Source organism: Streptomyces sp. NPDC023541, from assembly GCF_055559995.1.
The window spans coordinates 88,762-101,648 of sequence record NZ_JBVHJO010000010.1 but is presented as its reverse complement, the minus strand read 5'-3'; the positions used below and the strand labels follow the sequence as shown (position 1 = coordinate 101,648).

The 12,887-nt window shown below is 74.0% G+C and carries 12 protein-coding genes; 7 read left to right on the top strand and 5 right to left on the bottom strand.

Features of this window, described 5'->3' with window-relative positions:
• Nucleotides 1–42: 42 nt before the first annotated feature.
• The 3 genes from ACZ3X1_RS24725 to ACZ3X1_RS24715 are packed head-to-tail and all read left to right on the top strand — an operon-like array spanning nt 43 to nt 2,410.
• Nucleotides 43–795: a class I SAM-dependent DNA methyltransferase gene (locus ACZ3X1_RS24725; protein WP_356810441.1), complete on the top strand. Its 753-nt coding sequence runs from the start codon at nt 43–45 to the stop codon at nt 793–795.
• A complete protein-coding gene (locus ACZ3X1_RS24720; RefSeq protein ID WP_467280990.1) occupies nt 792–1,406 on the top strand; it encodes a dTDP-4-dehydrorhamnose 3,5-epimerase family protein in 615 nt (204 codons plus the stop codon). The genes ACZ3X1_RS24725 and ACZ3X1_RS24720 overlap by 4 nt, the downstream gene beginning before the upstream one ends.
• Complete coding sequence (locus tag ACZ3X1_RS24715; protein WP_356810443.1) at nt 1,403–2,410, top strand: NAD-dependent epimerase/dehydratase; 1,008 nt, start codon at nt 1,403–1,405, stop codon at nt 2,408–2,410. The genes ACZ3X1_RS24720 and ACZ3X1_RS24715 overlap by 4 nt, the downstream gene beginning before the upstream one ends.
• A gap of 91 nt (nt 2,411–2,501) precedes the next feature.
• On the opposite strand, the gene ACZ3X1_RS24710 is transcribed toward ACZ3X1_RS24715, so the two are convergent.
• Nucleotides 2,502–3,638 (bottom strand): glycosyltransferase, encoded by a 1,137-nt coding sequence (locus ACZ3X1_RS24710; protein WP_356810444.1) that lies wholly within the window; start codon nt 3,636–3,638, stop codon nt 2,502–2,504.
• 167 nt (nt 3,639–3,805) lie between these two features.
• Here ACZ3X1_RS24710 and ACZ3X1_RS24705 point away from each other — a divergent pair, with 167 nt between their 5' ends.
• Genes ACZ3X1_RS24705 through ACZ3X1_RS24690 form a run of 4 tightly spaced genes read left to right on the top strand, consistent with a single transcriptional unit; the run spans nt 3,806 to nt 7,508 of the window.
• Nucleotides 3,806–5,071 carry a beta-ketoacyl-[acyl-carrier-protein] synthase family protein gene (locus ACZ3X1_RS24705; RefSeq protein ID WP_356810445.1) on the top strand — a complete coding sequence of 422 codons (1,266 nt, stop codon included), beginning with the start codon at nt 3,806–3,808 and terminating at the stop codon, nt 5,069–5,071.
• Complete coding sequence (locus tag ACZ3X1_RS24700; RefSeq protein WP_467280989.1) at nt 5,068–6,279, top strand: ketosynthase chain-length factor; 1,212 nt, start codon at nt 5,068–5,070, stop codon at nt 6,277–6,279. The genes ACZ3X1_RS24705 and ACZ3X1_RS24700 overlap by 4 nt, the downstream gene beginning before the upstream one ends.
• A 35-nt stretch (nt 6,280–6,314) precedes the next feature.
• The gene (locus ACZ3X1_RS24695; protein ID WP_362631017.1) at nt 6,315–6,572 is read left to right on the top strand and encodes an acyl carrier protein; all 258 of its coding nucleotides are present in this window, start codon (nt 6,315–6,317) and stop codon (nt 6,570–6,572) included.
• Nucleotides 6,573–6,575: 3 nt separating this feature from the next.
• Complete coding sequence (locus ACZ3X1_RS24690; protein WP_356810448.1) at nt 6,576–7,508, top strand: aromatase/cyclase; 933 nt, start codon at nt 6,576–6,578, stop codon at nt 7,506–7,508.
• A 107-nt stretch (nt 7,509–7,615) separates the two neighbouring features.
• Here the strand turns inward: ACZ3X1_RS24690 and ACZ3X1_RS24685 are convergent, their stop codons facing one another.
• The 4 genes from ACZ3X1_RS24685 to ACZ3X1_RS24670 all read right to left on the bottom strand — a co-directional run bounded on the left by ACZ3X1_RS24685 (nt 7,616) and on the right by ACZ3X1_RS24670 (nt 12,870).
• Nucleotides 7,616–8,368, bottom strand: coding sequence for a TylF/MycF family methyltransferase (locus ACZ3X1_RS24685; RefSeq protein ID WP_356810449.1), 753 nt, complete (start codon nt 8,366–8,368; stop codon nt 7,616–7,618).
• Between the two features lie 70 nt (nt 8,369–8,438).
• Entirely contained in the window at nt 8,439–9,260 is an 822-nt protein-coding gene (locus tag ACZ3X1_RS24680) for an SDR family NAD(P)-dependent oxidoreductase (protein ID WP_467280988.1), read from the bottom strand.
• 82 nt (nt 9,261–9,342) lie between these two features.
• Entirely contained in the window at nt 9,343–10,566 is a 1,224-nt protein-coding gene (locus ACZ3X1_RS24675) for a serine hydrolase domain-containing protein (RefSeq protein WP_467280987.1), read from the bottom strand.
• Nucleotides 10,567–10,710: 144 nt separating this feature from the next.
• On the bottom strand, nt 10,711–12,870 hold the full coding sequence (locus ACZ3X1_RS24670; protein WP_467280986.1) for a RecQ family ATP-dependent DNA helicase: 2,160 nt from the start codon (nt 12,868–12,870) through the stop codon (nt 10,711–10,713).
• Nucleotides 12,871–12,887: the final 17 nt, after the last annotated feature.

The following is a 12,887-nucleotide window of genomic DNA, read 5'->3' as shown; positions in this document are numbered from 1 at the left end:
ATCTTGCCGCCGCCCCAACCGCCCGATCGAAAGGCCCACACCATGCTTGCCAGCACGGACACGCTCATCTACCGCCGCGCCGACGTCTACCACGACTTCTACCACGGCCGCGGCAAGGACTACCGGGCCGAGGCGGCCGTGGTGCGCGAACTCGTCGAGCAGCGCGCCTCGGTGTCCCCGGCCGACGGTTCGCTTCTGGACGTCGCCTGCGGCACCGGCTCCCACCTGGCCGAGCACACCGGCTTCTTCGGCCACGTCGCCGGGGTGGACCTGTCCGCCGAGATGCTCGCCGTCGCCGCCCGCAACAACCCCGGGACCGCGCTGACGGAGGGCGACATGCGCGACTTCCGGCTCGGCCGCACCTTCTCCGCCGTCACCTGCATGTTCAGTTCGGTCGGATACCTGGAGACCGCCGCCGACCTGGACGCGGCCGTCGCGAACCTGGCCGGGCACCTCGAGCCCGGCGGCGTCCTCGTCGTCGAACCCTGGTGGTGCCCGGAGAGCTTCCTGCCCGGCTGGGTCGGCGCCGACGTGGTCCGCTCCGGGGAGCGGACCATCTCCCGGGTCTCCCACACCGTCCGCGCCGGACGGACCAGCCGGATGGAGGTGCACTACACCGTCGCGGACCCCCGCACCGGCATCGAGCACTTCACCGACACGCACGTCATGAGCCTGTTCGAGCGCACGGAGTACCGGGACGCGTTCCTGCGGGCCGGGCTGGAGCCCACGTACGTGCGGCACGAGCTCTACGGCCCGGGGCTGTTCGTCGCCACCCGCCCCGGCGGTGCCGCGTGAAGGTCCGCGAGCTGGCGGTCGAGGGTGCGTACGCCTTCGAACCCGAGGTCTTCCACGACGAGCGCGGCTCGTTCCGCTCGCCGCACCAGGAGGCCGCCTTCGGAGCGGCACTGGGCGGCCCGCTCTTCCCCGTCGCCCAGGTCAGCACCAGCCGGTCGCGGCGCGGGGTGGTGCGCGGGGTGCACTACACGGCCACGCCCGGGTCCATGGCCAAGTACGTGCTATGCACCGGCGGCCGTGCCCTGGACGTGGTGGTCGACCTCCGGCTCGGTTCGCCCACCTTCGGGCGCAGCGAGCGGGTGGAGCTCTCCCCGGAGGCGGGCACCGCGCTCTACCTGCCGCCGGGTGTGGGGCACCTGTTCGCCGCGCTGGAGGAGGACACCGTGATGGTGTACCTGCTGTCGGCGGCCTACCGGGCGGACAAGGAGCGGGCCGTGCACCCGCTGGACCCCGCGCTGGGCCTGGAGCTGCCCGGCGGGCACGATCCGGTGCTGTCCGAGCGCGACCGGGGGGCGCCGACCCTGGCCGCTGCCCGCGAGGCCGGGCTGCTGCCGTCGTACGCCGACTGCGTGCCGGCCGGCGGCGGCGCCCGCGGTGGAGGCGGGCGGTGAGCGCGCCGCGGCAGGTCGTGGTGCTCGGGGCGTCCGGCTTCCTCGGCTCGGCCGTGGTCCGGGAGCTGGCCGCCGACCGCACCGTGCGGGTGCGCGCGGTCTCCCGGCGGCCGGTCGTGCTCCCGGAGCGGCTCGCCGGGCGGGTGGAGGTGCTGACCGGCGACCTCACCGAGCGGGACGTCCTGGCCCGGGCAGTGGCCGGCGCCGACGCCGTACTGCCCTTCACGGCCCGGATCCGCGGAGCGTCGGGGTGGCGGCTGTCCGAGGACGACAAGGAGGCGGACCGGGTCAACGTCGGCCTGGTCCGGGACCTGGTGGCGCTGCTCGCCGAACGGCCCCCCGGCCCCGGGGGCCCGCCCGCGGTCGTGTTCCCGGCCAGCAACACCCAGGTGGGGCGGGTCACCGCCGAGCGCATCGACGGCTCCGAACCGGACCGCCCCGAGGGGGTGTACGACCGGCAGAAGCACGCCGCCGAGTCCTTGCTGAAGCAGGCCGCGGCCCGCGGCCTGGCCCGGGCCGTCAGTCTCAGGCTGCCGCCCGTCTTCGGCCCGGGCTCCCCGACGGCCGACGACCGCGGGGTGGTGTCCACCATGATCCGGCGGGCACTGGCCGGGGAGCCGCTGACGATGTGGCACGACGGCACGGTCCGCCGCGACCTGTTGTACGTGGAGGACGCCGCCCGGGCGTTCACGGCGGCCCTGGTGCACGCGGAGTCGCTGTCCGGCCGCCACTTCCTGATCGGTACCGGCCGGGCGCGGCCGCTCGGCGAGGTGTTCGGGGCGGTGGCGGGCGCCGTGTCGCGCCACACGGGGGCCGAGCCGGTGCCGGTGGTGTCGGTGGAGCCGCCCCCGCACGCGGACCCGACCGACTTCCGCAGCCTGGAGGTCGACCCTTCGGCCTTCACGGCCGCCACGGGCTGGCGGGCACGCACCGCGCTGGACGAGGCCCTGGACCGGACGGTCGGCGCCGTGGCCCGCGAGGCCGGGGCGGCGTCCCGGCCCTGACACGGGCGCCGCAGCACGGGAGAGCACTGGAGAGAGCACACGACGGCCCCGCCCGGTCCGGGCGGGGCCGTCGTCGTGCGCGCGGGGCGGGTCACGCCCGCAGCGACTCCAGTACGGAGACCACCCGGGCCGGGGCCGGCTGCGCGGCGATCTCCGCGCCGATCTCCGCAGCCCGCTCGCGGGGGCCGGAGCCCGCCAGCAGGGCGGCCGCCGCGCCGGCGATCCGGGCGCCGGACTGCTCACCGTCGGCCAGCACCACGGCCGCGCCACGCGCCTCGATGCGGCGGCACGGCTCCAGCATCTTCGGGATCGTGGGCACCAGCAGCTGCGGCACGCCCGCGTGCAGGGCGGTCATGGCGGTCTGTCCGCCGCCGTGGTGGACGATGAGGTCGCACGTGGCCAGCAGGGTGTCCAGGGCGAACCAGCCGGCCCGGACCCCTGGCACCGCGGCGGTCAGCGCGTCCGCCACGTCCTGCGGGGCGGCGACGACCAGCTCCCCGTCGAGGCCCTCCACCGTCCGGGCGAGTTCGACCAGTTCGGCCACCCCGTCCGGCCCGGCGACCCGGCTGCCCGCGGTGACGCACACCCGGGGCCGGTCCGGCCTGCGCAGCATCCACGGCTCCAGCGGCCGGCGCAGGTTGGCGGGGACGAACCGCATCGACTGCCGGGGGCCGGCGGCCAGGTCCGCGGCGCGCAGCCCCGGCGGGCAGATGTCCACCCAGAGCCGCGGCGCGGGCAGTCCGTCCAGCCCGGCCCCGCCGAGTTCGGCGGACAGCTCGGCGGCGGCCCCGGCATCCATCCCGGGCGGCTCGCCGAGGTCCCAGGTGTGCCGCACCCACGGAACGCGGAGCTCGTGGGCGAGCAGCGCCGCCGCGTAGCAGAGCGATCCGCCGACCACGAGGTCCGGGCTCCAGTCGGCGGCCAGGGTGCGCAGCCGGGGCAGACAGGCGGCGGCCAGCCGTCCGAACCCCTCCCCGTTGAAGCGGATCCGCTCCTGGGGGTCGCCGGGGATGGACAGTTCGCGCCCGGCGCGGTCCTCGAACATGAACCGGCGCATGGTCCCGTCGGTGACGGGCAGGACGGGCAGCCCGGTGCCCGTGACGTACGGGGCCATGTCCTCGGGGGAGGCGACGAGGACGTCATGGCCGGCGAGACGGGCCGCCGAGGCGAGCGGGGCGAGGGCGAAGACGGTCGCCGGACTCCCCCCGGTGATAAAGAGGATCTTCATCGCACGGACGGTGCACCGCGGCACTAGAGAACCACTGGACCCCCGTCCGTCCTGAGCGCACATCGAGCGCCTCTTGAGCCGAGGTTGACCGCCTCCGCCTACCAAGGGACCCGGCCGGGTTTCTCCCGGTCCTACCGAGTCACCTCTTCGAGAAGGAAACCGATTCGATGTCCCGTCGTGTCGTGATAACCGGTATGGGGGTGCGCGCACCGGGAGGAAGCGGCACGGAGGAGTTCTGGTCCCTGCTGGCCGCGGGTCGTACCGCGACCCGCCGGATCACCTTCTTCGACCCCACCCCCTTCCGCTCCCAGCTCGCGGGCGAGTGCGACTTCGACGCGGGGGCCGAAGGGCTCACCCCGCGGGAGGTCCGCAGAATGGACCGGGCGACGCAGTTCGCCGTGGTCTGCGCCCGCGACGCGGTGTCGGACAGCCGCCTCGACTTCGGGGCGCTCGACCCGTCCCGGGTCGGCGTGAGCCTCGGCAGCGCCGTCGCCGCCGCGACCAGCCTGGAGCGCGAGTACCTGGTGCTGTCCGACGCCGGACGGCAGTGGGAGGTCGATCCCGGCTACCTGTCGCCGCACATGTACGACTACCTGACTCCGGGGAAACTGCCCGCCGAGGTCGCGTGGACGGTGGGCGCGGAGGGCCCGGTGGCCCTGGTGTCCAACGGCTGCACCTCCGGGCTGGACGCCGTCGGCAACGCCGTCCAGCTGATCGCGGACGGCACCGCCGACGTCATGCTCGCCGGAGCGGCCGACACCCCGGTGACCCCGGTCGTGGTGGCCAGCTTCGACGCCATCAAGGCCACCACCAACCGCAACGACGACCCCGCACACGCCTCCCGCCCCTTCGACGCCTCCCGCAACGGCTTCGTCCTGGCCGAGGGCGCGGCCGTCTTCGTCCTGGAGGAGCTGGAGCGGGCGCGGGCGCGCGGCGCGACGGTCTACGCCGAGGTCAGCGGGTACGCCACCCGCCTCAACGCCTACCACATGACCGGTCTGAAGACGGACGGCCGGGAGATGGCCGAGGCCATCAGGGTCGCGCTGGACCAGTCCCGGCTGAACGCCGACGCGATCGACTACGTCAACGCCCACGGCTCGGGCACGGTGCAGAACGACCGGCACGAGACGGCCGCGTTCAAACGCGCTCTGGGCGACCACGCCTACCGCACCCCGATCAGCTCGATCAAGTCCATGGTGGGCCACTCGCTGGGGGCCATCGGCTCCGTGGAGATCGCGGCGTGCGCGCTCGCCATGAAGCACAACGTGGTGCCGCCCACCGCCAACCTCTACCGGTCCGACCCGGAGTGCGACCTCGACTACGTGCCGCTGACCGCCCGCGAGCAGCGCGTGGACACCGTGCTGACCGTGGGCAGCGGGTTCGGCGGTTTCCAGAGCGCGATGCTGCTGCGGCGGCCGGAAGGAGTGTCATGACGACCACAGTGTTCACGGGGCTGGGTGTCGTCGCCCCCAACGGACCGGACGCCGATGAGTTCTGGTCCGCGACCCTGGAGGGCCGCAGCGGCATCGCCGACATCACCGCGTTCGACGCTTCCGGATATCCGGCCGGGCGGGCCGGCGAGGTGCGGGGCTTCGACCCGGCGGCACACCTGCCGAACCGGCTGCTGCCCCAGACCGACCGGTCCACCCGGTTCGCGTTGACCGCCGCGGAGCTGGCCCTGGCCGACGGCGGCGTGGACCCTGGGGCGCTCGTCGACTACGACATGGGTGTGATCACCGCCAACGCGTTCGGCGGCTTCGAGTTCACCCACCGCGAGTTCGCGAAGCTGTGGTCCAAGGGGCCGCAGTTCGTCAGCGTGTACGAGTCCTTCGCCTGGTTCTACGCCGTCAACACCGGCCAGATCTCCATCCGCCACCAGCTGCGCGGCCCGGGCAAGGCGCTCGTCGCCGAGCAGGCCGGCGGGCTGGACGCGCTCGGTCACGCCCGGAGGGCGCTGCGCCGCGGCGAGGCGAAGCTGGTCGTCACCGGCGGCGCGGACTCGGCGCTGGACCCGTGGGGCTGGGCCGCGCAGTGGTCGGGGGGCCGGGTGGCCGCTTCCGGGGAGTACCGGCCGTTCGACCGGACGGCGAGCGGGCACGTGCCCGGGGAGGGCGCCGCGATCCTGGTCCTGGAGGACGCGGAAGCGGCCCGCCGGCGCGGCGTGTCCCGCGTGTACGGCGAACTCGCCGGACAGGCCTCCACCTTCGACCCGCCGCCCGGCTCGCCGAGGCCTCCGGCCCTGCGCCGCGCCGTCGAGCTCGCACTGGCCGAGGCCGGGGCCGCTCCGGCCGAAGTGGACGTGGTCTTCGCGGACTCGGCGGGCCTGCCCGCGCTGGACCGGGGCGAGGCCGAGGCCCTGCGCGAGGTGTTCGGCGCCCACGGCGTCCCGGTGACCGCGCCCAAGGCGCTGACCGGGCGGCTGCAGTCCGCGGGCGGACCGCTGGACGTGGTGGCCGCGCTGCTGTCGCTGCGCGACGGGGTGATCCCGCCGACCGCGAACACCGACGACGTACCGGAGGAGTACGGCATCGACCTGGTCCGCAAGGCCCCCCGCGAGGCACGGCTGTCGACGGCCCTCGTCCTCGCCCGGGGTACGGGCGGCTTCAACTCGGCCGCTGTCCTGCGGACGTACGACCACTGAGGCAACGAGCAGTAACGATGAAGGAGATTTCAACGATGAGCGACCCGACCACCACCACGATGACCCTGGACGACCTGCGCCGGATCCTGTCGGACTCCGCCGGCAGCGAGGGCGGCCAGCTCGACGGAGACATCCTCGACACCGCCTTCACGGAGCTGGGCTACGACTCGCTGGCACTGCTGGAGACCTCGGCCGTCATCCAGCGCGAGTACGGCGTGGAGATCCCGGACAAGGTCGCCACCCCGCGCGAGCTGCTGGACGCCGTCAACGGCTCCCTCCCCGCGGCGGGCTGAGGCATGCGTCGGCACACCCGGCACGCCCTGACCTCCACCGCCCCGCCGCAGGCGCTGTACGACCTCGCCGCCGACGTCGGCCGGTGGCCGGCCGTGTTCGCGCCCAGCGTCGCCGCGCACTATCTGGAGCGCGGCGAGCTCTCCGAGCGGTTCCGGCTGTGGGCCACGGTGGGGGGCGAGGTCAAGACGTGGGTATCGCGCCGCACCCTGGACCCGCTGAACCTGCGGATCCGCTTCGATCAGGAGGAGAGCGCTCCGCCCATCGCCTCCATGGGGGGCGAATGGATCTTCGAGGTGCGTGAGGACGGCGGTACGGACATCGTGCTGCTGCACGACTTCACGGCGGTCGGCGACGACCCCGACACCGTGGACTGGATCAACGCCGCGCTGGACCGCAACAGCCCGCTGGAACTGGCGGCCCTGGCCCGGATCGCCGAGCTCGGCGCGGACGCGGGCGACCTGGTGTTCTCCTTCTCCGACACCGTCGCCCTGGACTGCACCGCGCAGGAGGCCTACGCGTTCGTGCACCGCGCGGACCTGTGGCCCGAGCGGCTGCCCCACGTGGGCCGGGTGGAGCTCACCGAGGACGCCGCCGGGGTGCAGGAGATGGAGATGGACACCGTCACCGCCGACGGGGCGGCGCACACCACCCGCTCGGTGCGCGTCTGCCGGCCCGGGGAGCGGATCGCCTACAAGCAGCTGGTGCCGCCGCGGCTGCTGCTCGGACACAGCGGTGTATGGGAGTTCACTGACTCCGGGACCGGGGCGGGCGCCCGGGTCACGGCCGAGCACACGGTGGTGATCGACCCCGCCGCCGTGGAAGAGGTCCTCGGTGCGGGGGCCACGGTGGCCGACGCCCGCCGGCACCTGCGCGAGGTGCTCGGCAGGAACAGCCGTACGACGCTGGAGCTGGCGGACCGCACCGCCGCCGCCTGACCGTCCGAGGCGCCACCGGCACACGCCATCGGCCTCCGGGATCCTGGGAGATCCCGGAGGCCGATGGCGTGTGCGGACGGTCGGGCGGTCGGCGGGCGGCGGGCGGCTCAGGCGGAGCGGCGCCAGAAGACGCTGTACTCGTCGATGGCCTCGATCTCGTCCGTGATGCCGTGCTTCTCCCGGAACTCGTCCACCGCCTTGCGGCAGGCCGGGATGAAGTAGTCGTCGATCACGACGAAGCCGCCGGTGGAGAGTTTCGGGTAGAGGTTGTCGAGCGCGTCGAGGGTGGACTCGTACAGGTCGCCGTCCAGGCGCAGCACCGCGAGGCGCTCGACGGGAGCGGTCGGCAGTGTGTCCTTGAACCAGCCCGGAAGGAACCGGACCTGGTCGTCGAGGAGTCCGTAGCGGCCGAAGTTCTCCCGCACGGTGTCGGCGGTGACGCCGAGCACGCCGTTGCAGCGGTGCAGGGCCATCTCCCGGTCCATGGGGTGGCCGTCCTCGCCGGTGTCCGGGATGCCCTCGAAGGAGTCGGCGAGCCAGACGTTCCGGTCGGTTATCCCGTGGGCCTTGAGGTATCCGCGGGCGAAGATGCAGACGCCGCCGCGCCATACACCGGTCTCGATGAAGTCCCCGGGCACGCCGTCGGCGACGACCCGGTCGAGGAGGGTGCGGATGTTGCGGACGCGCTTGAGGCCCACCATGGTGTGCGCGACGCTCGGCCAGTCGGTGCCGGTCTCCCGGTTCTCGGGGCGGAACTCCCGCTCGGGGAACCACTCGTTGGGGATCGGGGCGTCCTCGTAGACGAGGTTGGTGACGACCTTTTCCAGCAGGTCCAAGTACAGCTCGGCCGTGTTCTCCATGAGGAGGGCATGTCCTTTCGGGTCTTCGGGCGGCGCGTGCGCGCCGGGACTGCGGCGGGGCGGCGGCCGGTCAGTAGTTGCCCAGGCCGCCGCAGACGTTGAGGGCCTGCGCGGTGACGGAGGCGGCGCCCGGGCCGACGAGGTAGTCGACCATCGCGCCGACCTCCTCGGGGAGCACGTACCGGCCCACCGGCACGCGAGCGCTGACGCGGGCGTGGGCCTCGTCGACGGTGACGTCCCACAGGCCGGCGTACGTCTCCCGCACCCGGGCGGCCATCGGCGTCTCGACGAAGCCGGGGCAGACGGCGTTGACGGTGACCCCGGTCCGGGCCAGTTCCAGGCCGAGGGACTTGGAGAAGCCGACGACTCCGTGCTTGGAGGCCGAGTAGGGGGCGCCGTGCAGGACGCCCTGCTTGCCGCCGGTGGAGGCGATGTTGATGATCCGGCCCCAGCCCTGCTCCAGCATGCCGCCGTGGTTGAGGACGTCCTTCGTCATCAGGAACACGCTGTTCAGGTTGGTGTTGATGACGTCGAGCCAGAGCTCGTCGGGGACCTCGCGGGTCACGCCGCCGCCGGAGCGGCCGGCGTTGTTGACGAGGATCCCCACCGGACCGAAGCGCTCGGTGGCGGCCCGGACGAAGGCGGTGATGTCCTCGCGGGAGGTCACGTCCAGGCTCCGGCCGTCCACGTCCAGTCCCTCGGACCGCAGTGCGGCGACGGTCTGCTCGACACGGTCGGCGGTGCGGGCGCCCAGGAAGACACGGTGGCCGGCGCGGGCGAGCCGGGTGGCGATCTCCAGGCCGATACCGCTGGTGGCTCCGGTGACGAGGGCGGTGCGTGCGTCTGCGTGGGCAGGGGCGTGGGCGTTGGCGTTGGCGTTGGCGTTGGCCATGTTTCCTCCGCGAAGGGTCGGCTGGGAGGCGTCACGCTCCCAGCGGCCGCTCAAAGCACCCTTCACGAGCCCTGGAAAACCGCTAGAGCCCGCGCCGGGGTGCCCTCTGCCTCACGCCCCGCGCACGCTCCCCCCCGAGCGACCGGTACACGGCCGCGACCAGGCGGTGCGCCCGGTCGTTCATGCGGCCAATGGTGCGCGAGCCGGCGTTCTGGACGTATGCGAAGGCCAGTTCGTGGTCCGGGTCGGCGAAGACGAAGGTGCCGTTGGCGCCGTCGAAGCCGAAGGCGCGCGGGCCGAGTCCGGCGGAGGCCGGGAAGACCGGGCTGTCCGGGAGCATGAAGCCGAGGCCCCAGGTGCTGGGCAGCAGCACCACCTCGCACGTGCCGCGGGAGTAGGGGCGGGCCAGTTCGGCGGTGAGGCCGGGGCCGATGAGGCGGATGCCGTCGACCTCGCCGACCAGGGCGGCGAACAGCCGGGACAGCGAGCCGGCGCCGGCCAGGCCTCCGTACGAGGGGTCCTCGACGGACGGGTCCGGGGCGTCGTGCAGCCGCATGCTGCCGATCATGGCCCGGTGGGTGAGCGACCCGGGTTCGCCGAGGGCTCGGAGCATGTCCAGCTCCGTACCGGGGTCCGCGCCGTCCATCAGGGCCTCCGCCTTGGACTCCAGCATGGTGGCGAGGTGGGCGTCCGTGCCGGCGGGCAGTCCGATGTACGCGTCGAGGCCCAGGGGTCCCGCGAGGTGGCGGGCGAAGTAGCGGCCCGCGGTGAGCCCGGTGCGGCGGCGGACCAGTTCGCTCAGCAGGTGCCCGTAGGTGGTGGCGTGGTAGCCGTGCGCGGTGTCCGGCTCCCACTCGGGGCGGGCCGCTGCCAGTGCCTCGGCGACCGGAGTGTGGGCGCGCAGAGCGGACGGGGTGAGGGGCGCGTGGTCCAGGCAGACGATGCCGGAGCGCTGCGTGAGGATCATGCGGGGGGTGATGGCCGCCTTGCCGTTGGCGGCGAACTCGGGCCAGTGCGCCGCGACCGGCTCGTCCAGGTCCAGCCGCTGCCGGTCGGCCAGGTGCAGGTAGGCCGCGGTGACCAGTGCCTTGGTCGGGGAGGCGAGCACCGCCAGCGTGTGCGAACGCCACGGATCGGTGCGCGCGGGGTCCGCCCAGCCGCCCCAGAGGTCCACCACCGGGCGGCCCCGGTGGTAGACGCCGACGGCCGCGCCCAGCTCCTCGCCCGCCGCGAAGTTCTCCTCGAAGACGCGCGCGACCTCGCCGAACGCGTCCGCCGCCTGCCCTGCCTGGGGGTATTCCTGCACAGTCTTCCGTCCTTCGCGCCGGGAGAGCGGCCCTCCTTCCTGACGGCCGACTGCCGTCTCTCTACGAACCGCCGCTCGGGCATCGCTCGAGCGGCGGACGGGCAACGGGGCGTCGGGGGGCGCGGCCGTGCTCCCGCCGTCGGGTCAGCCCGCCGAGGCGAGGACCAGGGGGAGGACCTGGTCGGCGCCCGCCCGGCGCAGGAGCCGGGCGGCGACCGCGAGGGTCCAGCCGGAGTCGGTGCGGTCGTCCACGAGCAGGACCGGGCCGGAAGCGCCGGCCAGCGCAGCGGCCAGGTCCTCGGGCACGGTGAACACGTCGGACAGCGCCCGCAGTCGTTGGGCGGAGTTGCTGCGGCGTGCCGCGTGCGCTCCGCCCGGTCCGGTGTACGCCAGCGTGCCGAGGAACGGGAGCCGGCCGACGGCCGCGATCCCCTGGGCCAGGGAACCGACCAGCTGCGGGCGGGTCATGGAGGGGACGGCGACGACCCCGACCGGCCGGGCGGAGGGGTCCGCGACGTTCGGCGCCCAACCGCCGGGCGAACGGGCCCAGTCGGCGAGGACGGCCACTGCGGCGTTCAGGACGTCGTCCGGGACCTGCGCGTCGGGGGCGTTCTCGGCCAGCAGGGGCCGCAGCCGGTTTCCCCAGCCGATGTCCGAGAGCCGGCCCAGGGCGCGGCCGGTGGAGCACTGCTCGCCGGCGGGGATCCGCCCCTTGAGGTTGACGCCCAGGGCCGGCATTCCCGTCGGCCACATGCGGCGCGGTTCGACCTCCACGCCAGGACGGTCCAGTTCCTTCGCCGCCCCGGTCAGCATCTCCGCCGAGACGGCGGATTCGGCCCAGGGCCCCGCGCAGTTGTCGCAGCGGCCGCACGGGGCGGCCCCTTCGTCGTCGAGCTGCCGGCGCAGGAACTCCATGCGGCACCCCGTCGTGGTCACGTAGTCGCGCATGGCCTGCTGTTCGGCGGCGCGCTGCCGGGCCACCCACGCGTACCGCTCGGAGTCGTAGGTCCACTGCCGGCCGGTGGACGCCCAGCCGCCCTTCACCCGCTTGACCGCGCCGTCCACGTCAAGGACCTTCAGCATGGTCTCCAGCCTGGTGCGCCGGAGGTCCACCGCCGCCTCCAGCGCGGGCACGGACAGCGGCCGTCCCGCGTCGGCGAGGGCCGAGAGGGTCTGCCGGACCTGCGCCTCCGGAGGGAAGGCGGTGTCGGCGAAGTAGCGCCAGATGGCCTCGTCCTCCTTGCCGGGCAGCAGCAGCACGTCGGCGTGCTCGACGCCGCGGCCGGCGCGGCCCACCTGCTGGTAGTAGGCGATCGGCGAGGACGGCGAGCCGAGGTGGACCACGAAACCGAGGTCCGGCTTGTCGAATCCCATGCCGAGCGCGGATGTCGCGACCAGCGCCTTGACCCGGTTCTCCTGCAGGTCGGTCTCCGCCTGCAGGCGGTCGGCGTTCTCCGTGCGCCCCGTGTACGGGGCCACCTTGAAGCCGCGCTGCCGCAGGAAGGCGGTGGCCTCCTCGGCCGCGGCGACGGTGAGGGCGTAGACGATCCCCGAGCCCGGCAGCTCGTCCAGGTGCTCGGCGAGCCACGCCAGCCGGTGGGCGGCGTCCGGCAGCCGGACCACGCCCAGCCGCAGGCTCTCCCGCTCCAGCGGGCCGCGCAGCACCAGGGCCTCGCCGGCGCCGGTGCCCAGCTGTTCCGCCACGTCCGCCGTGACGCGCGCGTTCGCGGTCGCCGTGGTGGCCAGGACCGGAACACCGGGGGCGAGCTCGGCCAGCATGGCCCGCAGCCGGCGGTAGTCGGGGCGGAAATCGTGGCCCCAGTCGGAGATGCAGTGGGCCTCGTCGACCACCAGGAGACCGGTCGTGGCCGCGAGTTCGGGCAGGACCTGTTCGCGGAAGTCCACGGAGTTGAGTCGTTCCGGGCTCACGAGGAGGACGTCGGTCTCGCCGCGCTCCACCTCCTTGTAGATGGCGTCCCACTCCTCCGGGTTGGCGGAGTTGACGGTGCGGGCCTGGATGCCGGCCCGCGCCGCCGACTCGACCTGGTTGCGCATCAGGGCCAGCAGCGGCGAGATGATCACGGTGGGGCCGGAGCCGCGACGGCGCAGCAGGGCGGTGGCGACGAAGTACACCGCCGACTTCCCCCAGCCGGTGCGCTGCACCACCAGCGCCCGGCGGCGCTCCTGGACCAGGGCCGCCACCGCCTGCCACTGGTCCTCCCGCAGCCGGGCCGACCCCCCGGGGTCGCCGACCAGCTCGGCGAGGATCGTGTCGGCTTCGATGCGCAGCTCCTGGGTGTCCATGCCCCCATGCAACCCGA